The sequence below is a fragment of the Allobosea sp. AK1 genome, from assembly GCF_006714945.1.
GTDB classification, from domain to species: domain Bacteria; phylum Pseudomonadota; class Alphaproteobacteria; order Rhizobiales; family Beijerinckiaceae; genus Allobosea; species Allobosea robiniae.
Genome location: NZ_VFMG01000001.1, coordinates 4,206,238 through 4,228,265, shown reverse-complemented (window position 1 = coordinate 4,228,265; position 22,028 = coordinate 4,206,238). Strand labels below are relative to the sequence as shown.

Sequence of the window (22,028 nt, the reverse complement as noted above, 5' to 3'; positions counted from 1 at the left end):
ACGCATCCGGCCTGCCGCCGCGACGGCGAAGTCCCTGGGCTGGGGCGACAGGGAACCGAGGGACCCGCCAGCTCCGATCAGGCCGCCGGTTGGCGGCCGACCTCGAAGGTCACGTCACGCGACTTGCCTTCGCGGAAGAGAGTGATCGTGGTCTTGGTACCCGGCGCGAAGGTCGCGATCTTGCGCGAAAGCTCGCGAGCGTCCTTGATCGCCTCGCCATTGACGGCGGTGATGGTGTCGCCGCGACGGATGCCGGCCTTGGCGGCGGGGCCGTTGCCCTGTGCCTCGGCGACGAGCGCACCCTTGGCATCCTTCAGGCCGATGGCATCGGCCATCTCGCTGGTCACCGGCTGGATCTGCACGCCGATGAAGCCGCGCGCCACCGTGCCGTCCTTCTTCAAGGAGTCCACGACCTGACGGACGGTCGAGGCGGGGATAGCGAAGGCGATGCCGACATTGCCGCCCGAGGGCGAGTAGATCGCAGTGTTGACGCCGACGACCTCGCCGTTCTGGTTGAAGGTCGGGCCACCCGAATTGCCGCGGTTGATCGGCGCGTCGATCTGGATGAAGTCGTCATAGGGACCGGAGCCGATATCACGACCCTGCGCCGAGACGATGCCGGCCGTGACCGTGCCGCCGAGGCCGAAGGGGTTGCCGATCGCCAGCACCCAGTCACCGATGCGCGCCTTGGCGTCGGCGAGCTGGACATAAGGGTAGTTGCCGGCGTCCTTGACCTTGAGCAGGGCGAGGTCGGTGCGCGGATCGGTGCCGACGACCTTGGCATCAAGCGTCTTGCCGGCATCGGTGACGAGCTGGACCTCGACAGCGTTCTCGACGACGTGGTTGTTGGTCACGACATAGCCGTCCTGGCTGACGAAGAAGCCCGAGCCCTGGGCCATGCCGACCTGCGGCTTCGGCCTGCCCTGGCGGGCCCCCTCCTGATCACGGAAGAAACGGCGCAACTGCGGGGGAATGTCTTCGAGGCTCTGATCGTCGCCGGCGGCGGCGGTCTGCGTCTTGACGCGGACGGAGACGACGGCGGGCTTCACCTTGTCGACGAGGTCGGCAAAAGAGGGCAGCGCCGTCTGCGCGCCCGAGAGCTGGATCGGCTGGGCGATGGCATTGTGGTTCTGCATCAGGGCGCTGTCGGCGAGGCCGGCGGCGAGGCCGATGCCGAGGATGGCGGTGCCGGCAAGAAGGGCGCCGCGCTTCAGGATGGACTTGCGATTTTCAGTGTGTGTCGTCATGGCGGGAACCTCGTGGAGCGACAGGGTGCTTCCCCTGCTCGTGACGAGGACCATGAGACCCGCCGCCTTACGTGGCTTTGGCCTGAAGATGACGATTTCGTAAGGTTGGCCCGGCTGGCCGCGCCTTACCCCTGTTCGTCCCGCAGCAGCTTGTCGACGCGATTGCGCTCCTCGTCCGTCAGGGGCGCTGGCGTGGCGTTTTCCTCGCCGGCGCGCTGCCGGCCTCGACGCCAGACGAAAGCGGCTCCGGCCAGGAAAATCAGGAAAGGCGCGCCCCAGAGCAGCAGCGTATGCGCGTTGAGCGGCGGGCGCAGCAGGACGAAATCGCCGTAGCGGGCGACGACGAAATCCACGACGGCCTTGTCGTCGTCTCCAGCGACGAGACGCTCCCTGACGAGGATGCGCAGGTCGCGGGCCAGAGGCGCGTCGGAATCGTCGATCGACTGGTTCTGGCAGACGAGGCAGCGCAATCCGCCGGAGATGTTGCGCGCACGCTGCTCAAGAGCGGCGTTGGGCAGGATCTCGTCGGGCTGCACGGCCTGAGCCACCGGCGCGACCAGCAGCATCAGACCGAGGATGAGAGCGATCCGCCGCATCGGCCTATTCCGCCGGCTGCACGGCGGCCGCGGGCGCGGCGCGCTTCGGTGCCGCCAGCCGGAAGCGCCGGTCGGTCAGCGACAGCCCGCCGCCGAGCGCCATCACGAGCGAGCCGATCCAGATCAGCAGGATCAACGGCTTGTCGTAGAGGCGCACCGCGACGCCGCCATCCTGCGCCTCGCCGAGGCTGACATAGGCCTGGCTCAGACCATCCGTCCGGATACCCGCTTCGGTCGTCGGCATGGCGCGCGCCGTATAGATGCGCTTGGAAGCCTCGATCGGCGCCAGCTCGCGATCACCGGAGAAAACCTGGAAGCGGGCGATTTCGGCGCGGAAATTCGGCCCCGTGCGGGGCGACATGCCTTCGAGCATGATGGTGTAGCGGCCGCTGGTCAGGCGCTCGCCCGGCTTCAGAACCGTGATCGCCTCGCTGCTCCAGGCCTGGGCGGCGATGCCGATGATGCTCAAGCCGACGCCCGCATGAGCCAGTGCCGTGCCCCAGGCCGAGCGCGGCAGCCCGCGCGCCCGCGACAGCATCGCCCGCCAGCCGTTGGCGCGGGTGACGATGCGCTCGGCGAGGTCGAAGCCGGCACCGAGCACGAGGAAGACGCCCAAGCCCACGCCGAGCGGCGCCAGCACCGGCCCGCCACGGGTGAAGGACAGCAGTGCCAGAGCCGCCAGCACCGCGATGCCGAAGGCAAAGGCATTGCGCTGGGCCGCGCCGAGCAGGTCACCGCGCTTCCAGGCGAGCGACTGGCCGATCGGCAGCAGCAGCAGCAGCGGCACCATCACCGGCACGAAGGTCGCGTTGTAGAAGGGCGGGCCGACCGAGATCTTGTCGCCGGTGACCATCTCCAGCAGCAGCGGATAGAGCGTTCCGACGAAGACGGTGGCGCAGGCCGTCGCCAGGAAGACGTTGTTGACGACGAGCGCGCTTTCCCGGGAGACCGGGGCGAACAATCCGCCCTGCCGCAGCAGAGGCGCCCGCCAGGCGAAGAGCGCGAGCGAGCCGCCGACGAAGAAGATCAGGATGAAGAGGATGAACAGGCCGCGCGCCGGATCGGTCGCGAAGGAATGCACCGAGGTCAGCACGCCCGAGCGGACGATGAAGGTGCCGAGCAGCGAGAGCGAGAAGGTCAGGATCGCGAGCAGGATCGTCCAGACCTTCAGCGCGTCGCGCTTCTCCATCACCACGGTCGAGTGGATCAGGGCCGTTCCGGCAAGCCAGGGCATGAAGGAGGCGTTCTCGACCGGGTCCCAGAACCACCAGCCGCCCCAGCCGAGCTCGTAATAGGCCCAGTAGGAGCCCATCGCGATGCCGAGCGTCAGGAAGGTCCAGGCCAGCAACGTCCAGGGCCGGACGGCGCGCGCCCACATCGCGTCGATGCGTCCGTCGATCAGGGCGGCGACCGCGAAGGCATAGGTGATCGAGAAGCCGACATAGCCGATATAGAGCAGCGGCGGATGGATCGCGAGGCCGAGATCCTGCAGGATCGGGTTGAGGTCCTGCCCCTCGGCCGGCACCGGGACCAGCCGCTGGAACGGGTTCGAGGTCAGCAGGGTGAAGGCGATGAAGGCGACGGCGACAAGCCCCTGCGCCGCAAGCGCGCCGGCCCGCAGGCGCGGTGGCAGCGAGCGGCGCGACAATGCGACCAACGCCCCGAACAGCGTCAGGATCAGCACCCAGAGCAGCATCGAGCCTTCGTGGTTGCCCCAGACGGAGGTGAATTTATAAATCAGCGGCTGCGCCGAATGGGAGTTGGCGACGACATTGCCGACCGAGAAATCGGAGCGGACATAGGACGTCACCAGGGCGGCGAAGGACAGAGCGACCAGTGCGAACGAGACCAGCGCCGCGCTGCTGCCGACCGAGGCCAGCGTCCGGTCCTGCCGGAACACGCCCCAGAACGGCACCACCGCCTGGATCACGGAAACGCCGAGCGCGAGCGCCAGCGCGTAATGGCCGATCTCGACAATCATGAGCGGCTCACGGCTTGGCCGGCGCGGCAGCGGGGGAGCCGGAGCCTCCCGCCTGCCAATGCCCCTGCTTCTTCAGCGCGTCGGCGACCTCGCGCGGCATATAGGTCTCGTCATGCTTCGCCAGCACCGAATCCGCCTTGAAGCGCCCGGCGCCCTCGAAAACGCCTTCGGTGACGACGCCCTGCCCTTCGCGGAAGAGATCGGGCAGCAGGCCGTCATAGCCGACCTTGATCGAGGTCTTGCCGTCGGTGACGCTGAAGCTGATGCGCTGGCCGCCATTGCGCTGGACCGAGCCGGCTTCGACCAGCCCGCCGAGACGCATGCGGGTTCCGGGCTGGACGCCCTTCTCGGCGATCTCGGTCGGCCCGTAGAAGAAGACGATGCTGTCGCGCATCGCGAAGAGGACGAGTCCGGCCGCCAGGAACAGGACCGCACCGGCCGCCGCGATCAGGGTCAATCTGCGCTGCTTGCGGGTGAGGCGGCGTTTTGCGGGGAGCGGCCGCGTCGGCTGAGCTAGGGTCATGGCGCGGCCTCCTTCAAGGCCAATTCATCGGCGAGAGCGTCGATGGCTGCAAGCGCCGCCTTGTCCTCAGCCAGACGCTCGCGTGCCGTCTTCACGGCCTGAAGCGCCGCAGGCCTGTCCCCGAGGACGGTGCGGGCGCGGATCAGGCGGCTCCATTCGGGCAAGCTGCCACCCCCGGTGCTCAAGCGTTCGGCAAGCCCGTCGACCATCCCCTTGATCGCCTGCTGGCGCTCTGCCTCGGGAAGGGCGGCGACCGCCTTGCGGCCGGCATCGGCCTGCATCCGCTCCAGCCGGGCGCGAACGGCACCGGACCAATCGGCATCGGCCGGCGCTTCGGCGAGGAGCTGGGCAAGCGCCGCCTGCGCGCCCTCGCCGTCGCCATCCTGCTCCTTGGCGAGGGCGAGATAGTAGCGGGCTCGCGGGCTTTTCGGATCGAGCTTGACGGCCTCGGCCAGCGCTTCGCGCGCCGCGGCGGTCACAATGCCGCCGGTTTCCATGATGCGAGCTTCGCCCAGGCCGGCGTAAAGCTCGGCATCGGGCTTTCCGGCGCGGACCGCGGCGGCGAAGGCTTTCGCGGCCTCGTCGTAGCGGCCCTGGCGGAGATAGATCGGCGCCAGCAGCGCCCAGCCCTTCGCATCGCCGGGATTGGCGGCGAGATGGGCCTCCATCCGCGCGAGCACGATGGCGAAATCCTGCTGCGGCCCGGCCTTCTCCAATCGCGCCGCCAACGGCTGGTCGGGCTGCCCGGGAGAGCCGTAGAGGCCGTAGATCAGCAGCGCCAGCAGCGGCACGATCGAGAGCATCAGCGCGGAACTCGCCCGGCGACGGCGCAGCGAGGGCTCGGTCTCGCCGGTGGGACCGGCTTCGTCGCCTGCGGCGCGCAAAAGGCGGCGGGCGGCTTCGGTGCGGGCGGCCTGCGCTTCCTCTTCGCCGATCAGCTTGCGGGCGAGATCGCGGTCGATCTCCTTGAGCTGGGAGCGGTAGAGGCTGCGGGCATCGGCCGCGTCGGCGAAACCCTGCGCCCGGCCACGGCTGAGCGGCCAGAGCAAGGCGAAAACCGCCGCTCCCGTCATCGCTGCGAAGATGGCCCAAATCATCATGCGGCGTTCTTACTCAATCGTCCGCTCGGGTTCATGGTGACAAAGGGTCACGCGACAAAGAATTCCTCTAAACCGAAGGCAATTCGAGCCGCGCCCTCAATCCGCCCAGCGGCGAGCGATCGAGGCTCAGGCCGCCACCATAGAGCTTGGCGAGATCGACGACGATGGAGAGCCCGAGGCCTGAACCCGGCGTCGTCTCGTCGAGCCGACGGCCACGCTTCAGAACCTCGGCCATGGCCTCGGCCGGCAGTCCGGGACCGTCATCGTCGATCAGGAGCGCGATCCGCTCGGTATCGGCCGTCTTCTCACTGGCAAGGGAAACCTCGACTGCCGAGGACGCCCATTTGAAGGCGTTGTCGAGGAGATTGCCCAGCATCTCCTCCAGATCCTGCTTCTCGCCACGGAAGCGCAGGCCGGGCGGGATCGCATGCGAGCCGGAAATACCTCTACCCTGCGAGATCTTGGTGAAGGTACGCAGCAAGGCATCGAGCGAGGGCGCGATCTCGGTCACGCCGCCGAGCGCACCCGAGAGGGCCGCGGCCCTGGCGCGGTCGAGATAGTACTGGACCTGGTCGCGCATGATCGCAGCCTGCGCGCGGACGGTCTGGGAGAGCTGGCCGTCGCCGCTCGTGCCGGCCTCGTTCATCATCACGCTGAGCGGGGTCTTGAGCGCATGCGCGAGGTTGCCGACCTGGGTGCGGGCGCGGTCGAGGATTTCGTGATTGGCGTCGATGAGCTGGTTGAGCTCGCTCGCGAGCGGCGCGAGATCGGGCGGGTATTGCCCGACGATCCGCGGATTCTCGCCGGTCCGCACCGCCCCGACAGCAGCGCGCAGCCGCACCAGCGGGCGCAGGCCGAACCGCACCTGCACGAGCGTCGAGGCGACCAGGGCGATGCCGAGCAGCAGGAAGGTCATCGCCAGCGCGAAGCGGAAATCCTGGATGTCGCCCTCGATCTCGTCGGCGGGCGCCGCGACCGCGACGGTGAAGCGCCCGTCCTCGCCGACGTCGATCTCGCGCTCCAGCACGCGCAGGCGGCGATCGTCGGGGCCAGAGACATAACTTTCGCGCAGGCCCCGGCTGTTCGGCGCGATGGACTGATCGAGCAGCTTGGGGAGTTGCCCGCCGACCAGCGAGCGCGAGGCGCGGACATTCGGCCGCTCGCCGTCGAGCCTGGTGATCTGCCAGTACCAGCCTGTCAGCGGCAGGTCGAAGCGCGGCTCACCGAGATCGCCGACCGTCTGGCGCTCGGTCTCGGGCGGCGCGGCAAGGTCGGCGACCAGCTGCTTGATATAGACCGACAACCGCTCGTCGAAGCCGCGCTCGGCCGAGCGGCGATAGAAGGTGGTGAGGCCGACGCCGGCCAGCACCAGGATCAGCACGCAGCAGACGGCCGCCGAGAAGAACAGCCGCGCTCCCAGCGAATAGCGATGGGATTTGAGCGGCATCGCCCGCGATCAGACCTTTTCCGGAGCGGCGGCGATATAGCCTAACCCCCGGACGGTCTCGATGACATCGACGCCCAGCTTCTTGCGCAGGCGGCCGACGAAGACCTCGATCGTATTGGAATCGCGGTCGAAATCCTGATCGTAGAGGTGCTCGACCAGCTCGGTCCGCGAGACGACCCGCCCTTGATGGTGCATCAGATAGGAGAGCAGGCGGTATTCATGCGAGGTGAGCTTCACCGGGTTGCCGTCGACGACGACGCGGCTCGCGCGCGTGTCGAGCCGGACGGGGCCGCAGACCAGTTCCGAGGTCGCGTGCCCGGTGGCGCGGCGCAGCAGCGCCCGGACGCGGGCCAGCAGTTCCTCGATATGGAAGGGCTTGACGACATAATCGTCGGCGCCGGCATCGAAGCCGCCGACCTTGTCGCTCCAGCGGTCGCGCGCGGTCAGGATCAGCACCGGCATGGTCTTGCCGGCACGGCGCCAGCCCTGCAGCACGGCGACGCCGTCGACCTTCGGCAGGCCGAGATCGAGGATCACCGCGTCATAGGGCTCGGACTCGCCGAGATAGAGCCCCTCCTCGCCGTCGAAGGCCTTGTCGACGGCATAACCGGCATTCTCAAGCGCGGTCACGATCTGGCGGTTGAGGTCCTTGTCGTCCTCGACGACGAGCAATCTCACGGTCGGGTAACTCCAGTTGTCGGATGGCCGCGACGGCTGTCAGCGGATGGTGGCGATCTTGCCGGATTGTCCTTCCAGCGTCACCCTTGCGACGCGGCCATCACGTTTCAGCGTCGTCACCACATAGACGAAATCCTCGCCCTGGCGACAGAGCCTGATGCGGACGACCTCGCCGGGAGCGGCATGGCGGGCGTGGCGCGATGCTTCCGCCGGTTGCATGACGCGACCGTCGGCCACGGCATCGCGCGTCTCTTCGGAGGACAGGCAGGAGATCGGCGTCGCATCGTCGACCCGAACGATCGGCATCGGCGAAGAGGCGATGAGCGCAAAAGCAAGGATCGGTTCGACCAGCATCGTCGACATGGCTAAGCCTGTCCGCGTGAATGCGCCATGAATGCATCGCCTCGTTCACAAGCTACAGTAGATCAGCGCACGGGAATCCGTCCACGCCATTCGCGACCACGCCCGACCGTGGTGCTGAGCTGGCGGAGCGAGAGCCCGATTTCCTGCTGCTGCGCGCCGAAATCGGCGAGTTCCTGCCCGGCCGGATAGGTCCAGGCGGGCGTATTCACGATTTCGGCATGGAGCAGATCCTCCCCATCGAGGATGCCGATTTCATAGCGTTCGTTCTCCTCGCCCAGAGGTACCTCCACCAACTCCCAGGAATCACCGTCGATTCGCGTCCGCCTGAGCCAGGCCAGCGCAATGCCGCCCGCGGTGCGGACCGCCGTTGGCCGAACCGGGGACCGCGGGACAAGCGCTTCCCCGGCGACCGAGGTTTCGAACTCGACCATCGTCGCATCACCGACATCGTCGCGAGCCGGCCCGACGCGATAAAGCTGCGTCCGTCCGAGATCGGCCAGATCGCTCGTCAGCGAGACGGCGGCTCCGTCCAGCACCACGATCCTGGCTCCGGCCGGCAGAAGGCGGCCTGCCGCAGGCTCGCTGCCGCCAATCCCGCGAATCAGGCCGGACAGGCGGAAGCGCTGCGGCCCGATGAGCTCGACCTGAGACACCGTTACGATTTCAATCGCGCCGTCAGCCCCAATCAGCGCAAGCGCATTCGCGCCAGCCAGGGCTGCTTCCGGCGAAACGGAGGACAGCACGCCGCCGCGCAGCCTGACCTCCAGCATGGCATGCCGATCCGTCCGCCAGAGCGGCCCCGGCGGCAATGCCGTCAACGTCTCGCCCACGATCGAGGGCGCCTCGACGAAGCCGTCCAGCGCGAACAGCCCCGCCTCGTCGGCACGCCAGATCGCCAGTGCGCCGGGCCATGGTGCCGCAAAGGCGGCGAGCGACAGCAAGGGCGGCGGCTCAACGGTGACGATCGGCAGAGCCAGCGGCACCGCGAGCGGACGCCCGGGCAATGCGGGCGGCGTTCGCGGCGGGCGCGTACCGCCGGCCGCTCCGGTCGAGACATAGATCGCCGGTTCGACGGCGCGTGCGCTGATACGCCGCGTCGGGCCCTCAGTGATGCGAGTGACGCGAAACAGGCGGTTGCCGGCCTCGGTCGAAACCGACACGACATCGCCCGGCTCGATCGCGATACAACGTGGCGAGAGTTCGCATTCGAGGCTCTCGCGCGCCGCCCAGGCCTCCTGCAGGCGCTGGTCGGCCAGGCGCCGCCCCTCAGCGGAGCGGGTCACGATCGCGGTTTCGACAGCGACCTCGCGCCGGGCCGCCCCGGCCAGCCGGCGCGAGCGCGCGGCAGCATTGCGATAATCGGCCTCGCTGTCGCTGAAGCCAAGGCGCAGTTCGAGCGGCAGCTCCGTCTCCTGGCTGCGCCGCAGCGCAAACGGCTCACCATCGCGATCGGGAACGAGATCGTCGGGGCCGAGCAGGCGCGAGACCTTGCCGCCCCTGCCCTCGAAACGCAGCATGCCCGCGCTCATGACCGCGTCGAAGCCGAAGCTCTGGGCCAGCGGTTCCAACGCCTGCCGGGCCGATAGCGGGCGATCCAGCACATAGCCATCGGCGAATCCGTCGACGGTGATCGCGTCGGCCGCAGGCAAGCCGAAATCAGCCAGTAGTTTCGCGACGAGCCGATCGACCGGCGTGCCTTCGAGGCGCCCGTTCAGCCAGTGACCGGTTTCGAAATTCGCGCCGTCGGCCCAGATGCCGGAGAGATCGGGAAAGGCGGGGAAAGGCCGCGTATCCCAGTTCCACACGAAGATCCTGTTGGGATCGACCATGCGGATGCCGCTGACCGGGTGGACCGGGTTGCGCGTGGCATCGAACCCCACCCGCGCCGGGTCGAAGCCGGAGATGATCGCCTCCAGCGCCCGCGCCTGCACGAGATCGTCGCGCGCACCGCTCGAAAACGGCGGGTAGCCGCCCTCGTCCGATTTGGGATCGGGAAACATGTTGGGCGCATTGGCACCCTTGTCGACGGCCGGCACGCCGATCTCGGTCAGCCAGATCGGCTTCGCACCAGGTACGAACGAGGTCGCGCTCGTCTCGACGCCGCCCGCGCAGCGGATATGAGCCTGGCTCCACCAGCCCCACAGGTCCTTCGGCCGGAAGACCCACGGCTTGCCATGGGCGCCGTCGGTGATCGGCAGGCGTACTTGGGCGTCCCGGCCGGCCTCATCGGCATAGTACCAGTCATGGGCTTCGCCCGCGGTGAGGCGCTGGCGCAGATAGGCGAGATCGGCCGGGCCGCGTGCTGTTGCCGCGTCGGCATGGCCCGCGGAATCACGCCAGTCCGAGAGCGGCGGATAGAAATCTATGCCGATCGCGCCGATCGCAGGAGAGGCCCAAAGCGGGTCGAGCGGAAAATCGACGCTATCTCCGCCTTCGCGGACAGCCGCGCCATACTCCGTCCAGTCGGCGGCATAGGTCGCCACCGTGCCCGGCAGCATCACCTTGACGTCCTGCGCGATGGCTACGAGTTGGTCGACCATCGGATAGCCGGATGCGCCGCGCAGATGCGTCAGCCCGACCATCTCGGAGCCGATGACGAAGCCCTCCACGCCGCCGGCGGCCTTTGCCAGAGCGGCGCAATGCATCACGAGCCGGCGATAGGACCATTCATCCGGCTTGGCGCAAACAACGGCCTCCCCCACGACGGAGATGTCGGCCGGAACGACCGTCCCCACGAAGGCTTCGATCTGTGCAGCAACGGCCGCACTGCCTTCCGGACTTCCCGGGCGGCCAGGCGCCGGATCGCAGGTGATGCGGCCGCGCCAGGGATAGCGCGGCTGGCTCGTTGCGACCGAATAGGGGTCCGGCAGCGCGTTTCCGGCCGGGATATCCATCATCAGGAAGGGATAGAGTACGACTTCGAGCCCGTAATCGAAGCGCAGGCGCCTGATCAGCGCGACGATGCTCTCGTCCGAAGGCGTCCCGCCGAAAGCAGGCCGGCCGTCAACCGCGCTGACGATGCGAGCCGAGGAGCGCGTCAGCCCGGCGACCGACCACTCCGCCCCGACCGTCGGCTTGTGTGCGATCTCGGCCCGCGGAGCCACACGGCACGTCCCGGCGCGCAGATCGTCGCCGAACCAGGAGACGACAAGCGACACGCGGCGCAGATTGGGACAAAGCGCCACGAGATGGCCGAGCGCGGTATCGACGTCGCTGCCGCCATAGAGCTGGTGGCGCGTCAAGCTTTCGGTGACGCCGGCCTCCGGCTCATGGCTGACCGGGCGGATATCATAGACGAATTCGCCCGCGCCGGGCGTCAGCGCGACCGCCCGGATCATACCGCCGAGCCCGTCGACGGCGCGCACCACCTCGAAATCGAATTGCGGTACGCGATTGCCGTAATCGGCCAACGGAAAGCGTTCGAACACGACATAGGCGAGCCCGCGATAGGCCGGCGCCTCGCCCGCCTCCTTCGCCACGATCAGCGGATCAGGCTCCTGCGTCTCGTAGCCACGGTGGACGCGCATCTGGACAGTCTGGACGTCGAGTTCGCGCCCATCGACCCAGATGCGCCGGATGAAGGCGATCGGGCCTTCGCAGAGGCCGATCGCGAGATTGGCATGGTAGCTATAGATCGTCTCGTAGGTCTTCTTCGAGCGCCCACCCTTGCCGCCGCTCTTCGAGCGCGTGACCGAGACGGTGACCTCCTCCTCGAAGCGCGTCGCCCAGATCAGTTGCCCGCCGAGCCGCGCGCGGCCGTAGAGGCGCGGGATCGCGGCGCCCTCGGTCGCCGCGAGGCCATTCACCTCCTTGAGGCGCGGGCCGTCGACGACCTTGTTGCCACCGGCGCTGCCGAGCCAGGCCTGGTCGATGCTCGCGCCGGCGATCCCGCCCAAAGCCTGGCCGATGACGCCGCCGACCGGCCCGCCCAGAGCCGTTCCGAGCGCAGCGCCGGCAACCTGGAGAAGAAGCGTCGCCATCAGTCCGTCACTCCCGGAAAGGAAAAGGCATGGCTGAGGTGGCGCCGCCACCAGGAGGTGAAGGCGACCTCGGCCACGGCCGCGCCGTCATGGGCATGGATGATGCGGTCCGGCCCCGCGAGGATCGCGCAGTGCTTCGCCGGCAGATGCTCGCGCCAGCGGAAAAGCAGGACGTCGCCCGGCCGCGCTTCGGTCGCCGCGAGCGATCGCAGATGCCGCGCAGCCGCCAAGGCCAGCGTCTCCTGCCGCAGGCTTTCCGCCCAGCTCGGCGAATAGGGCGGCGGCGTTTCCGGCTCGGCCCCGCAGAGATCGCGCCAGACGCCGCGCACCAGCCCGAGGCAATCGCAGCCGACGCCGCGCAGCGAGGCTTGGTGATGATAGGGCGTGCCCAGCCAGAGCCGCGCGGCATCGACGATCTCGTCGCGCGTCATCGGAACAGGCTCCCACCGTCGAGCGCTCCGTCGCCCGGCCGTACGCCGCCGATGATGAAATCGTTCGTCGGCATATGCGGGAAGCCGCGGAAATTGACGCCGTTGGCGAATTTGGCGCGGCAGGTGGCGAAGCTCTTGTCGCAGCCCGGCGTCACCCTGAAGCCGTCGCCGGGGAGAATCTCCGCCGCCGGCGCCTGCCAGAGCTGGAACAGCGCCTGCGCGCCTTCCCGGCCATGGCGCTTCACCTCGACGGCGAAGCCGGCATTCGCGCCGCTGGTGAAGATCAGCCGGCCACCGGTGAAATGGCCATCGGCATAGGAGACCATGCCCCCGGCCAAGAGCGAGAGGCGGCCGTCACTTTCGACAACATGGCCTTCCGTCGCGGCGAGCGCGACACCGCAACGCGCGTCGCCAAGGTCCGCGGAACAGGAGCGCAGGTAGAGCCGGCCCCGCTCCTCGTCGAATGCCTTGGCAAAGCTGCGGATCTCGGCGGTGAAGCTCGCCTCACCCCGCTTGATCTCGCCGACGAACCCCTCTTCCATCAGCACGCGCTGGTCGGAAACGGCCCAGTTGACCAGCCAGATGCGCACCCGCGCATCGTCATAGAGCCCGCGCGCCAGATCGGATTCATTCAGCCCGAAGGCGGCGAAGGCGCCGGCGACCTCGCCGCCGCCGATCGCGAAGCCGAGCTCCGCCGCGCTTTCCGCCGCTTCAAGGCCCGTCGTGGCTGCGAAATCGATACCGTCGAAGGACAGCCTGCGATCGTGATCGGTGAAGCCGAGCACAAGGCCGTCGCGGCGCGTCAGGCTCCAGCAATGGCAGAGCGTCGTCGCAGCCGTCTCGATATGGCCGGCGAGGCCGGATGGAATGTCACGCATGGTGCAGGCCTCAGGGGATGATCTCGACCACGGGAACGCGTGGGATCTCGCCGGCCGCGAAGGCGGAGAGATCGACCTCGATCGCATCGGTGTCGAAACGAACAGGCACGTCGAAGGCGAAGCCGGCGGTCAGGACGGCCGCCGATAGTGGAATCGAGCCAGCGGCGATGGTGACCTGCCCGGTCGAGAGGTCGCAGGAGAAGGCGCTGCCCGCCAGCTCGACACCATCCACGGCAACCCGGATCGTGCCCTCGCAGGGCTTGGTGATCTCGCGGCTATAGGCCGACGCGCCGCTCCCATAGGCCTTGGAAAGCTGGAAGACGGCAGTGACGCCATCGCCGATCCCGATGATCTGATCGGTCGCTGTCGGCTCCTGCGAGGGTGGGCAGCTCTTCCAGTCGAGCTGGTCACGCCAGCGAAACCCATGGAGGCGGCCACGGCGCTCCTCGAAGAAGCTCACCACGGCCGCCAGGGCATCGAGATTGCGGATGCCGAGCCCGGCATCGTAGCGGCGGCGCGAATGCGCCCAGCGGCTGTTGCGCACCTCCCGGCCGGAGGCGAGCGTCACGATCTGGGTCTGGCGCTCCGGCCCGCCGCGCGCCCCGCGTGCGACATCGAGCGGGAAGCGAACCTCATGGAAATCCGGCATGCTTTGCTCCTTCAGAGCGCGCGTCTGCCGCGTGCGACCGCGCGGGCGATAGCGGCCGAGACCTGCGCCTCCGAGCGGCGAAAGCTCTCGGCATCGGGGGTGGAGACCTGCACGACGACATTGAGCGGCCGGGCCTGCCCGCCGCCGCCGGCACGCACGCCGAGCCGCCCGTCCGGGCCGCGAGCGAGCGGCATGATCGCCTCGGCGCCGCGCTCGCCCATCAGGCCGAGGCCGCGCCCGGTCGGGAAATAGGAGGGCGAGGCGACGATGCCGCCCTCGGCGAAAGGAGCGACCGGAACGCTGCCACCGGCCCCGCCCAGCCCGATGCCCCCGAAGAGGCCGCTCAAGCCCTTGATGCTGCTCCCGAGCAGGCTCGACAGCCCGGTCTGCAGCGGTTTCAGCGCCGTCTTGAGCAGGCTGTCGGTCATCGAGCGGCCGACGCTGCGCAGCACGTCCTCGAAGCGCTTGCCCTCGACGGCGCCGCGCGAGAAGGCGCTGACGATCGACTTCCCGAAACTCTCCGAGGATCGGTTCAATGACTGGGTCAGCCTGTCCATCGTCCTGAGATCGGAAAGGTGTCCCGCATCGATGCCGTCATCATCCGTCATGACCATCACCTCGATAGGTTGGTTGGAATTGCCGCCTCAGGCGTCGGGGAAGGCGTCCATCAGCGCCGTGAGTGCCGGGCGCTCCGGAGGGGAGCCTCGGGACCGGTCCTGATGGGCCCGCAGCACCGCCGCGATCTCGCGCGGCGTTGCCGCCCAGAAAAACTCGGGCGGCCAGGCCAGCCGGCCAAGGCCGAAGGCCATCACCTCGTCCCAGGGAAAACCCGCCGGCGCACCTACGCCGGCGGCTGCGGAGGGCGGGGCGCATCGCCCTCGCCGAAAGTGGCTTCGAGCAAGGCGACCGCCGCCTTGATCACGCCGTTCAGGCCGCCGTCGAAGGAGAGTTCCGCGACATCCTCGTCACGGATCGCCCTGCCCGCTCCACGCAAGCCCGCCGCGATGATGCGGATGATGTCGCGGGCGGAAAGCCTGCCCTCGACGAAGCGCTCGCCCAGCGCCGGCAGGCTGTCGACGGCGAAGGCATGTTCGAGCTCGGCGAGAGCGCCGAGCGTGAGCCGCATCGGCAGGGTTTCGCCGGCGACCATGAGCGCGGTTTCGCCGCGATGACGATTGACCATGACCGCCTCCTCAAAGCGCCGCGAAGGCCAGGAGCCCGGCCGATTCCAGCGACAGGTCGAAGGTGACCTCGCCGGCATGGTCGCCGCGATACTCGAGGCCCGTGAGCTGGAACGGACCCGCGATCGTGCCGAAATCCGGCACGACGATCTGCCAGTCCCGGATCGTCCCGTCGAAGAAGGTCTGGCGGACGAGCGCGTCGGAGGCCTCGTCCTTGAAGATGCCGGCGCCGCTGATGCTGGCACGGCGCACCCCGGCACCCGCCAGCAACTCGCGCCAGCGCCCGGCCGATTCCGAATGCGTCACGTCGACGGTCTCGGCGTTGAAGGCGATCTGTCGCGCCCTCAGGCCGGCGACCGCGACGAAGCCGCCGGCGCCATCCGCCGCCTTGAGCAGCAGATCCTTGCCCTTCTGTGCCGTCATGCGGCTCTCCTTTGTATCTGAAGCATTTTCGAGCGAAGTGGGAACCGGTTCGCGTGAAAAAAATGCGATAAAACAGGGCCCTAAAGCGTTTCGGTGACGGCGCGGAAGCGGATCGTCACATGGGGGAGGCCGTTGCGCGTCTCGCGAGCGAGCCGGCTCGACAGCCAGCGCAGATTGACCAGCGCATGCCCGTCCGGGGCGAGATCGACCTGATCGAGCACCGCGACGATCAGGCCGGCCGCCTCGAGCGCCTGGCGCGACGAGCCGCTCTGTGCGGCCCAGACGACGAGCGCGAAGTCCTGCTCGCAGCCGCGATCGCTGCCGGTCGACCAGTCGCGCGCCTCGACCTCGCCATGGACGACATAGAGCCCGCGCGCCGCGCGCGGGGCTTCGTCGAAGATGCGATCGGAGCCGATCAGCGTGGTCAGGCCTGAATCCGCGACGAGGCGCCCCTGAACGGCGGCACGCAGCGCAAGGATGGCGTCACTCATGGCGTCACCTCCTCGACCAGGCAGACCAGCCGCCGGCGCGCGCCATCGGGATCGGCGGCGGAGCGGATATCGAACAGGCGATCGCCATCGCGCAGGCGCCGGCCGGCATCGACATCACTGCGCCAGCGCATGGTGATGCGGTAGTTGCGGGACTGCTCCGGCCGCCCCTGACGCCAGACCTCGGTGCCCGAAATCCACTCGACCTGCGCCCAAAGTGCAGCAACAGTCTCGAAGCTCTGCGTCTCGCCACCAAGGCCATCAGGCGAAGCCACCGGCGCCTCCAGCACGAGCCGGCGCCGCATCCGGCCAACGGCGGCAGATTGCTCCGCCATGATCACAGCCTCCCACGGCGGAACGGCGCGACCAGCGCGGCAATGGCAGCCGGCAGCGCCTGCGCATCGCGCCCGGCAACGTCGCCACGCTGCTCGAACCAGCGGGCGGCGAGACGCAGGACCGCCTGCCGCAACGGCGCGGGAACGGCGACGGCGGTCGCCCCGTAGCCGGCAGCGACGTCGATCTCGATCGCGCCATGCGCACGGCCGATCTCGGGCACCTCTCCCGTCAGGCGAATGACCGGCGGGTCGGCGGCCTCGTCCAAGGTCAGGGACGCGGTCGCCACCTCCTGCGCCGCACCCAGCACGTCGTAGACACGCGCGGCCTCGATCCGCAGCAGTGGCGAGAGCGGCATGCGGATCTCGCCACCGGCCGGCCAGCGGTCGAGCACGATGCGCCAGGGCTGCTCGACCAGGCAGCGGCCCGACGCTGCCTCGATCATCAGCCGCGCGGCCGTGATCAGGGTGGCGACCAGGGCGTCCTCGTCGGTCTGATCGAGGCGCAGGAACTGGCGGACTTCAGTCAGCGTCACCGGCTCCATCGCCGGCGGGCCCAGGGCAAGCGGCGTCATGAGCGCTCCCTTCATCGGTTCGATTTCATGGAACGACTGCAAAGAAGCAGCCGAGAGGGTTCATCTGGGGCGCCGGGCGCGCTATCAGCGCTCTCTCGGAGAGGAGCCCCCGATGCACATCGCCAACCGGATCGCCGCCATCGGCTTCGCCTGTGCCGCGGCCAGCAGCTTCGGTCCCAGCCCCGCGCAGGCCGTTGTGGCCGGGCAGGAGGGCGGACCGGCAGCCGGCTCGACCCTGATGGTGCTCAATGCCCGCGGCGGGGTTTGCACAGGCATCGTCCTGTCGGCGCGCGCCATCCTGACCGCCGCCCATTGCGCGGCCGGCGGCGCGGAATTGCGCGTCCATTGGCGTGACGCCGGCGAACCGGTCCTGATCGTGCCGGCCTCGGTCTCACTGCATCCGGAATTCGACGCGGGCGCGATTCGCAGCCGCCGTCGCACGATCGACCTTGCGCTGATCCGCCTGACCGAGCCCCTGCCCGGCCGGTTCAGCGCGGCCAGCCTCGTCGACGGCTCGCTGCCGCGCGCCGGCAGCAGCATCACGCTGGCCGGCTACGGCGTCTCCCGCGAGGGCGAGGCCCGCAGCACCGGCACCTATCGCTCGGCGGCGCTGACCGCCGTCGAGCCCTATGGACCCGGCCGCATCCTGCTCTGGGCCGCCGACAATGCCGGCGGGGGCAAGCGGCCGGGCGCCGGCGCCTGCCAGGGCGATTCGGGCGGGCCGATCTTCAACGACGGCGGAATCGTCGCGGTCACGAGCTGGTCGACCGGGCCGGCCGGGCGCCAATGCGGCCTGCTCAGCCAGGGCGTCCTGGTCGCGCCGCAGCGCGGCTGGATCGACAAGACCCTGTCGAAATGGGGCGAAACGGCCCGCTGGACTCGTGACCGCTGACGGAAAGGCTGGACTGTGGCGCGCCACTCCCTAGATTGATCGGCCGGTCCATTGGTTTGCTTCATGATCCCTCGCTCACTGCTCGCCCTTGCCTGTTTCCTTGTCGTCGGCGCCGCTCATCCGGCACGCGCCGTGGTCGGCGGCGTCGTTTCGCGCGATGCGCTCGGCGCCCGTGCCTCGACCGTCAGAATCGAGACGAGCCGGGGCGAACTCTGCTCGGGCGCGGTGATCGCGCCCGAGATCGTCCTCACCGCGGCGCATTGCCTGATGGGCGGCGGCTCGATCAGCGTCGTCAGCCTCGACGCCCGCTTCCGGGCGCGGCGTCAGCTCGTCGTCGCGGTGCTGCCGCATCCGAGCTTCGTGCCCGGGACGACGCCCCGCACCCAGCCCGGCACGGACCTCGCCCTACTGCGCCTGGCGCAACCGCTGCCCGGGGATATCGAGCCTTTGACGCTCGGCAGCGGCCTCTGGCAGGGCGAGACCATCACCATGGCCGGCTACGGGCTGTCGGCGGAGAACAACAAGCGCACGGCCCGTCGCCTGCGGGAGACGCAGCTCGTCAACGCCGGCAATTACACCACGCAGAACACGGTCAAGGTCGCGGTCGACGCCGAAGCCCGCGGCGAGACGGAGGGGGCCGGCGCCTGCCGTGGCGATTCCGGCGGACCGGTGCTGCGGGGCGGAGCCCGCTCGCGCGAACTCGTTGGCATCGTCAGCTGGTCGAGCGGCCCGCTGAAGACACGGGCGAAGCGAATCTGCGGCGGCTTCACCGCGATCACGCCAGTCAGTGACTACCGCAACTGGATCGCTGAGGGCAGCGCACGGCTGCGCTCGCTCGGCCGCGAGCCGCCGCCGGAGCAGGCGGCCGAGCCGCGCGCCGCCTTCAGCTGGTGGTTTTCGCGCTGAAATAGCTCAGACCGCGAACTTCAGCCCCTTGATCGCGGCGAAATCCTGGATGCCGCCACCGACGCGCTTGGTCGTGTAGAACAGGACATAGGGCTTGGCCGAATAGGGATCGCGCAGGATGCGCACCCCCGCCCGGTCGACGACGAGATAGCCGCGCCGGAAATCGCCGAAAGCAATCGAGACCGCGCTGGTCGCGATATTCGGCATGTCCTCAGCCTCGACCAGCGGGAAGCCGAGCAGTGTCGCCGGCGCGCCGGCCGAGGCCGGGGGCTGCCAGAGATAATGGCCGTTGGCGTCCTTGAACTTGCGGACCGTCGCCTGAACCTTGCGGTTCATCACGAAGGAAGCGTTCTGGCGATAGCCGGCCTTCAGCGCATAGACGAGATCAATGAGCACGTCGGCAGGGTTGGAGGCCGGAAAGGCCCCTGCGACGCCGGTGTTGAGCACGCCGATATTGCCCCAGCTCCAGCTCGCATCGGCGATCGTCGGATAGGCCAGGAAGCCCTTGGGCTTGTCGACGCCGTCACCGTTGACGAAGGCAGCGCCTTCCTGCTCGGCGAAGGCACTCTCGACCTCCTCGGCGATCCACTGGTCGATATCGACGATGGCATCGTCGAGCAGGGTCTGCGTCGCTGCCGGCATGGCGTAGAGCTCCATGGCCGGGAAGGAGAGCTCGGCCAGGGTCGGCGAAGACCCTTGCGGCCGCGCCGCCGTCTCAGCCACCCAGCCGGAGGCCGGACCCGTGGTCGAGAAGGCCTTCTTGTAGGTGCCCGACGAGATCGTACGGACCGTGGCGAGCGAGCGGATCGGCGAGACATTCGCCAGGCGGCGCAGGATCTCGCCCTCGACGGTCGCCGGCGCGAGATAGCCGCCATCCGGACCGGAGCCGGCCGAGAGCGCCTTGGATTCCAGCCGCTTCAGCCCGCCGGCCTCGCCGGTGCGGACGTAAGAAGCGAAGGCGGCCTTGTGCTCCGCCGTCAGCGGATCGCGCGGGCCGTCCTGGCCCAGCGCCGGGCGGGCGCGCTCCAGCGTCAGCCGGTCGATGCGGCGCATGGTGTCGTCGAGCGCCGCGTCCATGCGGACGAGCTTCTCCTCGGTCAGCGGGTCGGCGCCCTGGCGCGCTTCGAGGCCCGCAAGGCGCTCCTCGTTGGTGGCGCGGTAGTTTTCGAGCGTGTAGCGCAGATCCTCGAAAGCCAGTGCGAGATCGGCGCCGGCAGCCTTGGTCTCAGGCGCGGTGTTGAGATGGCTCATGGTCTCTCCTCGGGGTGATCAGTCAGATGAAGGCGGAAGGCCGCATCGCCTTGACGGCGGCGATCCGGGCCTGGGGCAGCATGGGGAAGGTCACGACCGACACTTCCCAGAGATCGATGCGTTCGAGTCGACGCAGGCCGGTGCGGGGTTCGGTACGGGCCTTCTCGTGGCGAAAACCGATCGACAGCCCGTCGATCGCGCCGTCGAGCATGAGCGCGTGGATTTCGCGGGCGCGGGCGACGGCGAGCGAGAGCCGGCCGCGCACGAACAGGCCGCGGCCATCCTCGATGAGGCTCGACCAGCGCCCGATCGGCTCGGCCGGGTCATGCTGCCAGAGCATCCGCACGCCGCCCGGCCCGCGCCGCTGCAGGCTCTCGCGGAAGGCGCCGGGTTCGACGATATCCTTGCCGAGATCGGGAATACGGAAGAGGCTGGCATAGCCTTCGAACAGGCCGTCCAATCCGACCCGGGCCGGCTGGACCGGCAGCAGTTTGGATTCGAACGAGGCGCGGGCTGGCATCATCGCTCCCCCTCCGCACCGTCCCGGCCGCCCTTCGTCCGCCCGGCCTCGAGCTTGGCGAGCTGGCTGACGAAGCGGCTGAAAGTCTCGACCGGCGCGCCGTTGCGCGGCGCCCTCCCTGCGCGACCGGCCGCCGCGGGAGCCTTGGGCGGAGGCTTGGCCACACCGTTTCTGCCTTTCATGACGGGTCCCCTTCGTGGCGTGCGTTGAAGCGGTTGAGCTCGCGGACGAAATCGTCGAAGCGGCGATTGGCGGCGGTCAGCTCGCGCAGGACGAGCCAGGCCAGCCCCGAGGCGCTCGCAGCCCAGAGCAGCAGGCCGAGATGGCCGACATCGGCGCGGCCGACAAAGGCCGCGACGACCTGTTCGAGCATGTTCATGAGACCTCCTTCCCGGAGGCGCGCCGGCCATAGCCGACGGCCTCCCGCTTCTCGTCCTCGTCGAGGAAGCTCGCAGCACCGAGCCGGCGCCAGAGCGATTCCCGCTCCTCGGCAAGCGCCTCGATGGCGTCGAGATCGGGCTCCAGCACGAGTTCATCGCCGAAAGCCGGGCCGAGCCACTGCGCCAGCGACTGCGCCGTCCGGCGCACCAGCGGAATGACGGTCTGGCGCCAGAGCGCCCGATTGGCCTCGGCGAAATTGGCGTGGGTGTTGTCGCCGGGCAGGCCGAGCAGCAACGGGGGCACACCAAAGGCGAGCGCGATCTCGCGGGCGGCGACGCCCTTGGCGGCGACGAAATCGAGCTCCGCCGGCGTCAGCGAGAGCGGCTTCCAGTCCAACCCGCCTTCGAGCAGCAAGGGGCGGCCGGCATTGCGAGCGCCCTGGAACGAGTCCTCCAGCTCCTGCTTCAGCCGCTCGAACTGCGCCTCGGTCAGCGTCGCGCCTTCCGGCCCGTCATAGACCAGGGCGCCGGACGGCCGCGCGGCATTGTCGAGCAGGGCCTTGTGCCAGCTCCCGGCGGCGTTGTGGATGTCGAGCGAGACCGCCGCCGCCTCGATCGGAGACAGGCCGTAATGGTCGTCGACGGGATGGAACAGCGTCAGGTGCAGGATCGGCGGCAAGCCGCCCTCATCCTGCCGGAAGCGCACGGTGTCGCCGCCGACCGTATAGTCATAGGCCTCGGGCCAGCCGTCGCGGCCGGGCACCACACGCATCCGGTCGGGCCGCAGTGCATAGAGCTCGCGCGGTTCGCGACCGGTGCTCACCGCCTCGACGTAGGCATTGCCGGCGACCATCAGGTGGCCGACCAGCATCTCGCGGAAGGCAATGCCGCCCTGGCGCGGATTGGGCCGCTCGATCAGCGCGAGCGCCGGATGTTCCGGCACCTCGCGCGAGCCGACCTTGGCGACGAGCGGCGTCTGCGCCGCCGCTTCCGCGATCAGCCGGATGCAGCGATGTACGACCGGGTTTCGCTCATAGCCCTCCCGCGAGAGAGCAACGTAGTCGCGCGGCGTCCAGACGGCGCGCCCCGTCTCGTGCAGCGCGATCAGCGGCCCGACGCGCGAACGCTTCTGGCCCGGCGCGGCTCGGCCGCGCAGGCTGCGAAGAAAATCGAACATGGATGCCTCGCTGTTTGAGCGTGAAAGAAG

General features: G+C 69.0%; 25 protein-coding genes and 1 pseudogene. 2 read left to right on the top strand and 24 right to left on the bottom strand.

Annotated elements, in window-relative coordinates:
- Nucleotides 1-77: 77 nt before the first annotated feature.
- The 19 genes and pseudogenes from FHT98_RS20335 to FHT98_RS20245 all read right to left on the bottom strand — a co-directional run bounded on the left by FHT98_RS20335 (nt 78) and on the right by FHT98_RS20245 (nt 16,872).
- On the bottom strand, nt 78-1,247 hold the full coding sequence (locus tag FHT98_RS20335; RefSeq protein ID WP_142115101.1) for a trypsin-like peptidase domain-containing protein: 1,170 nt from the start codon (nt 1,245-1,247) through the stop codon (nt 78-80).
- A gap of 125 nt (nt 1,248-1,372) precedes the next feature.
- A complete protein-coding gene (locus FHT98_RS20330; RefSeq protein WP_142115099.1) occupies nt 1,373-1,843 on the bottom strand; it encodes a cytochrome c-type biogenesis protein in 471 nt (156 codons plus the stop codon).
- 4 nt (nt 1,844-1,847) lie between these two features.
- A complete protein-coding gene (locus FHT98_RS20325; protein WP_142115097.1) occupies nt 1,848-3,824 on the bottom strand; it encodes a heme lyase CcmF/NrfE family subunit in 1,977 nt (658 codons plus the stop codon).
- Between the two features lie 7 nt (nt 3,825-3,831).
- Nucleotides 3,832-4,347 (bottom strand): cytochrome c maturation protein CcmE, encoded by a 516-nt coding sequence (ccmE, locus tag FHT98_RS20320; RefSeq protein ID WP_142115096.1) that lies wholly within the window; start codon nt 4,345-4,347, stop codon nt 3,832-3,834.
- Nucleotides 4,344-5,447, bottom strand: a complete 1,104-nt coding sequence (ccmI, locus tag FHT98_RS20315; RefSeq protein WP_142115095.1) for a c-type cytochrome biogenesis protein CcmI — start codon at nt 5,445-5,447, stop codon at nt 4,344-4,346. The genes ccmE and ccmI overlap by 4 nt, the downstream gene beginning before the upstream one ends.
- A gap of 67 nt (nt 5,448-5,514) precedes the next feature.
- Entirely contained in the window at nt 5,515-6,894 is a 1,380-nt protein-coding gene (locus FHT98_RS20310) for an ATP-binding protein (protein ID WP_142115094.1), read from the bottom strand.
- Nucleotides 6,895-6,903: 9 nt separating this feature from the next.
- Complete coding sequence (locus tag FHT98_RS20305; protein WP_061964427.1) at nt 6,904-7,572, bottom strand: response regulator transcription factor; 669 nt, start codon at nt 7,570-7,572, stop codon at nt 6,904-6,906.
- Between the two features lie 39 nt (nt 7,573-7,611).
- Complete coding sequence (locus FHT98_RS20300; protein ID WP_113585996.1) at nt 7,612-7,935, bottom strand: PepSY domain-containing protein; 324 nt, start codon at nt 7,933-7,935, stop codon at nt 7,612-7,614.
- Nucleotides 7,936-7,997: 62 nt separating this feature from the next.
- The gene (locus FHT98_RS20295; RefSeq protein ID WP_142115092.1) at nt 7,998-11,915 is read right to left on the bottom strand and encodes a baseplate multidomain protein megatron; all 3,918 of its coding nucleotides are present in this window, start codon (nt 11,913-11,915) and stop codon (nt 7,998-8,000) included.
- Nucleotides 11,915-12,346 carry an NlpC/P60 family protein gene (locus FHT98_RS20290; protein WP_142115091.1) on the bottom strand — a complete coding sequence of 144 codons (432 nt, stop codon included), beginning with the start codon at nt 12,344-12,346 and terminating at the stop codon, nt 11,915-11,917. The genes FHT98_RS20295 and FHT98_RS20290 overlap by 1 nt, the downstream gene beginning before the upstream one ends.
- Nucleotides 12,343-13,224: a DUF2163 domain-containing protein gene (locus tag FHT98_RS20285; RefSeq protein WP_142115089.1), complete on the bottom strand. Its 882-nt coding sequence runs from the start codon at nt 13,222-13,224 to the stop codon at nt 12,343-12,345. The genes FHT98_RS20290 and FHT98_RS20285 overlap by 4 nt, the downstream gene beginning before the upstream one ends.
- A gap of 10 nt (nt 13,225-13,234) precedes the next feature.
- Nucleotides 13,235-13,873 (bottom strand): DUF2460 domain-containing protein, encoded by a 639-nt coding sequence (locus FHT98_RS20280; protein ID WP_142115088.1) that lies wholly within the window; start codon nt 13,871-13,873, stop codon nt 13,235-13,237.
- A gap of 11 nt (nt 13,874-13,884) precedes the next feature.
- The gene (locus FHT98_RS20275; RefSeq protein ID WP_248309264.1) at nt 13,885-14,481 is read right to left on the bottom strand and encodes a phage tail tape measure protein; all 597 of its coding nucleotides are present in this window, start codon (nt 14,479-14,481) and stop codon (nt 13,885-13,887) included.
- Nucleotides 14,482-14,517: 36 nt separating this feature from the next.
- A pseudogene (locus FHT98_RS20270) lies at nt 14,518-14,688 on the bottom strand (phage tail assembly chaperone); the annotation flags it as partial.
- Between the two features lie 26 nt (nt 14,689-14,714).
- Complete coding sequence (locus tag FHT98_RS20265) at nt 14,715-15,056, bottom strand: gene transfer agent family protein (RefSeq protein ID WP_142115085.1); 342 nt, start codon at nt 15,054-15,056, stop codon at nt 14,715-14,717.
- Between the two features lie 10 nt (nt 15,057-15,066).
- Nucleotides 15,067-15,477, bottom strand: coding sequence for a phage major tail protein, TP901-1 family (locus tag FHT98_RS20260; protein ID WP_142115084.1), 411 nt, complete (start codon nt 15,475-15,477; stop codon nt 15,067-15,069).
- 80 nt (nt 15,478-15,557) lie between these two features.
- The gene (locus FHT98_RS20255) at nt 15,558-15,968 is read right to left on the bottom strand and encodes a DUF3168 domain-containing protein (RefSeq protein WP_142115083.1); all 411 of its coding nucleotides are present in this window, start codon (nt 15,966-15,968) and stop codon (nt 15,558-15,560) included.
- Nucleotides 15,965-16,300, bottom strand: a complete 336-nt coding sequence (locus tag FHT98_RS20250; RefSeq protein ID WP_142115082.1) for a phage head closure protein — start codon at nt 16,298-16,300, stop codon at nt 15,965-15,967. Before FHT98_RS20250 ends, FHT98_RS20255 begins: the two co-directional genes overlap by 4 nt.
- A 2-nt stretch (nt 16,301-16,302) precedes the next feature.
- Nucleotides 16,303-16,872 (bottom strand): head-tail connector protein, encoded by a 570-nt coding sequence (locus FHT98_RS20245; RefSeq protein WP_185745226.1) that lies wholly within the window; start codon nt 16,870-16,872, stop codon nt 16,303-16,305.
- Nucleotides 16,873-16,984: 112 nt separating this feature from the next.
- Here FHT98_RS20245 and FHT98_RS20240 point away from each other — a divergent pair, with 112 nt between their 5' ends.
- Together FHT98_RS20240 and FHT98_RS20235 are read left to right on the top strand one after the other, a co-directional pair.
- Nucleotides 16,985-17,764 carry a S1 family peptidase gene (locus FHT98_RS20240; protein WP_142115080.1) on the top strand — a complete coding sequence of 260 codons (780 nt, stop codon included), beginning with the start codon at nt 16,985-16,987 and terminating at the stop codon, nt 17,762-17,764.
- 63 nt (nt 17,765-17,827) lie between these two features.
- The gene (locus FHT98_RS20235) at nt 17,828-18,670 is read left to right on the top strand and encodes a S1 family peptidase (RefSeq protein ID WP_142115079.1); all 843 of its coding nucleotides are present in this window, start codon (nt 17,828-17,830) and stop codon (nt 18,668-18,670) included.
- Between the two features lie 6 nt (nt 18,671-18,676).
- Here FHT98_RS20235 and FHT98_RS20230 read toward each other — a convergent pair whose 3' ends face one another.
- The 5 genes from FHT98_RS20230 to FHT98_RS20210 are packed head-to-tail and all read right to left on the bottom strand — an operon-like array spanning nt 18,677 to nt 21,998.
- On the bottom strand, nt 18,677-19,921 hold the full coding sequence (locus tag FHT98_RS20230; RefSeq protein ID WP_142115078.1) for a phage major capsid protein: 1,245 nt from the start codon (nt 19,919-19,921) through the stop codon (nt 18,677-18,679).
- A 22-nt stretch (nt 19,922-19,943) separates the two neighbouring features.
- A complete protein-coding gene (locus FHT98_RS20225) occupies nt 19,944-20,441 on the bottom strand; it encodes an HK97 family phage prohead protease (protein ID WP_465246935.1) in 498 nt (165 codons plus the stop codon).
- Complete coding sequence (locus FHT98_RS20220) at nt 20,441-20,623, bottom strand: hypothetical protein (protein WP_139163476.1); 183 nt, start codon at nt 20,621-20,623, stop codon at nt 20,441-20,443. Before FHT98_RS20220 ends, FHT98_RS20225 begins: the two co-directional genes overlap by 1 nt.
- Entirely contained in the window at nt 20,620-20,820 is a 201-nt protein-coding gene (locus tag FHT98_RS20215; RefSeq protein ID WP_170843290.1) for a hypothetical protein, read from the bottom strand. The genes FHT98_RS20220 and FHT98_RS20215 overlap by 4 nt, the downstream gene beginning before the upstream one ends.
- Complete coding sequence (locus FHT98_RS20210; protein WP_142115076.1) at nt 20,817-21,998, bottom strand: phage portal protein; 1,182 nt, start codon at nt 21,996-21,998, stop codon at nt 20,817-20,819. The genes FHT98_RS20215 and FHT98_RS20210 overlap by 4 nt, the downstream gene beginning before the upstream one ends.
- Between the last annotated feature and the right edge of the window lie 30 nt (nt 21,999-22,028).

What these genes read in the sequence shown, in the direction of transcription:
- FHT98_RS20335 (WP_142115101.1), bottom strand. Translation starts at nt 1,247, where the DNA reads ATGACGACACACACTGAAAATCGCAAGTCCATCCTGAAGCGCGGCGCC.
- FHT98_RS20330 (WP_142115099.1), bottom strand. Translation starts at nt 1,843, where the DNA reads ATGCGGCGGATCGCTCTCATCCTCGGTCTGATGCTGCTGGTCGCGCCG.
- FHT98_RS20325 (WP_142115097.1), bottom strand. Translation starts at nt 3,824, where the DNA reads ATGATTGTCGAGATCGGCCATTACGCGCTGGCGCTCGCGCTCGGCGTT.
- ccmE (WP_142115096.1), bottom strand. Translation starts at nt 4,347, where the DNA reads ATGACCCTAGCTCAGCCGACGCGGCCGCTCCCCGCAAAACGCCGCCTC.
- ccmI (WP_142115095.1), bottom strand. Translation starts at nt 5,447, where the DNA reads ATGATGATTTGGGCCATCTTCGCAGCGATGACGGGAGCGGCGGTTTTC.
- FHT98_RS20310 (WP_142115094.1), bottom strand. Translation starts at nt 6,894, where the DNA reads ATGCCGCTCAAATCCCATCGCTATTCGCTGGGAGCGCGGCTGTTCTTC.
- FHT98_RS20300 (WP_113585996.1), bottom strand. Translation starts at nt 7,935, where the DNA reads ATGTCGACGATGCTGGTCGAACCGATCCTTGCTTTTGCGCTCATCGCC.
- FHT98_RS20295 (WP_142115092.1), bottom strand. Translation starts at nt 11,915, where the DNA reads ATGGCGACGCTTCTTCTCCAGGTTGCCGGCGCTGCGCTCGGAACGGCT.
- FHT98_RS20290 (WP_142115091.1), bottom strand. Translation starts at nt 12,346, where the DNA reads ATGACGCGCGACGAGATCGTCGATGCCGCGCGGCTCTGGCTGGGCACG.
- FHT98_RS20285 (WP_142115089.1), bottom strand. Translation starts at nt 13,224, where the DNA reads ATGCGTGACATTCCATCCGGCCTCGCCGGCCATATCGAGACGGCTGCG.
- FHT98_RS20280 (WP_142115088.1), bottom strand. Translation starts at nt 13,873, where the DNA reads ATGCCGGATTTCCATGAGGTTCGCTTCCCGCTCGATGTCGCACGCGGG.
- FHT98_RS20275 (WP_248309264.1), bottom strand. Translation starts at nt 14,481, where the DNA reads ATGACGGATGATGACGGCATCGATGCGGGACACCTTTCCGATCTCAGG.
- FHT98_RS20265 (WP_142115085.1), bottom strand. Translation starts at nt 15,056, where the DNA reads ATGGTCAATCGTCATCGCGGCGAAACCGCGCTCATGGTCGCCGGCGAA.
- FHT98_RS20260 (WP_142115084.1), bottom strand. Translation starts at nt 15,477, where the DNA reads ATGACGGCACAGAAGGGCAAGGATCTGCTGCTCAAGGCGGCGGATGGC.
- FHT98_RS20255 (WP_142115083.1), bottom strand. Translation starts at nt 15,968, where the DNA reads ATGAGTGACGCCATCCTTGCGCTGCGTGCCGCCGTTCAGGGGCGCCTC.
- FHT98_RS20250 (WP_142115082.1), bottom strand. Translation starts at nt 16,300, where the DNA reads ATGGCGGAGCAATCTGCCGCCGTTGGCCGGATGCGGCGCCGGCTCGTG.
- FHT98_RS20245 (WP_185745226.1), bottom strand. Translation starts at nt 16,872, where the DNA reads ATGACGCCGCTTGCCCTGGGCCCGCCGGCGATGGAGCCGGTGACGCTG.
- FHT98_RS20240 (WP_142115080.1), top strand. Translation starts at nt 16,985, where the DNA reads ATGCACATCGCCAACCGGATCGCCGCCATCGGCTTCGCCTGTGCCGCG.
- FHT98_RS20235 (WP_142115079.1), top strand. Translation starts at nt 17,828, where the DNA reads ATGATCCCTCGCTCACTGCTCGCCCTTGCCTGTTTCCTTGTCGTCGGC.
- FHT98_RS20230 (WP_142115078.1), bottom strand. Translation starts at nt 19,921, where the DNA reads ATGAGCCATCTCAACACCGCGCCTGAGACCAAGGCTGCCGGCGCCGAT.
- FHT98_RS20225 (WP_465246935.1), bottom strand. Translation starts at nt 20,441, where the DNA reads ATGCCAGCCCGCGCCTCGTTCGAATCCAAACTGCTGCCGGTCCAGCCG.
- FHT98_RS20220 (WP_139163476.1), bottom strand. Translation starts at nt 20,623, where the DNA reads ATGAAAGGCAGAAACGGTGTGGCCAAGCCTCCGCCCAAGGCTCCCGCG.
- FHT98_RS20215 (WP_170843290.1), bottom strand. Translation starts at nt 20,820, where the DNA reads ATGAACATGCTCGAACAGGTCGTCGCGGCCTTTGTCGGCCGCGCCGAT.
- FHT98_RS20210 (WP_142115076.1), bottom strand. Translation starts at nt 21,998, where the DNA reads ATGTTCGATTTTCTTCGCAGCCTGCGCGGCCGAGCCGCGCCGGGCCAG.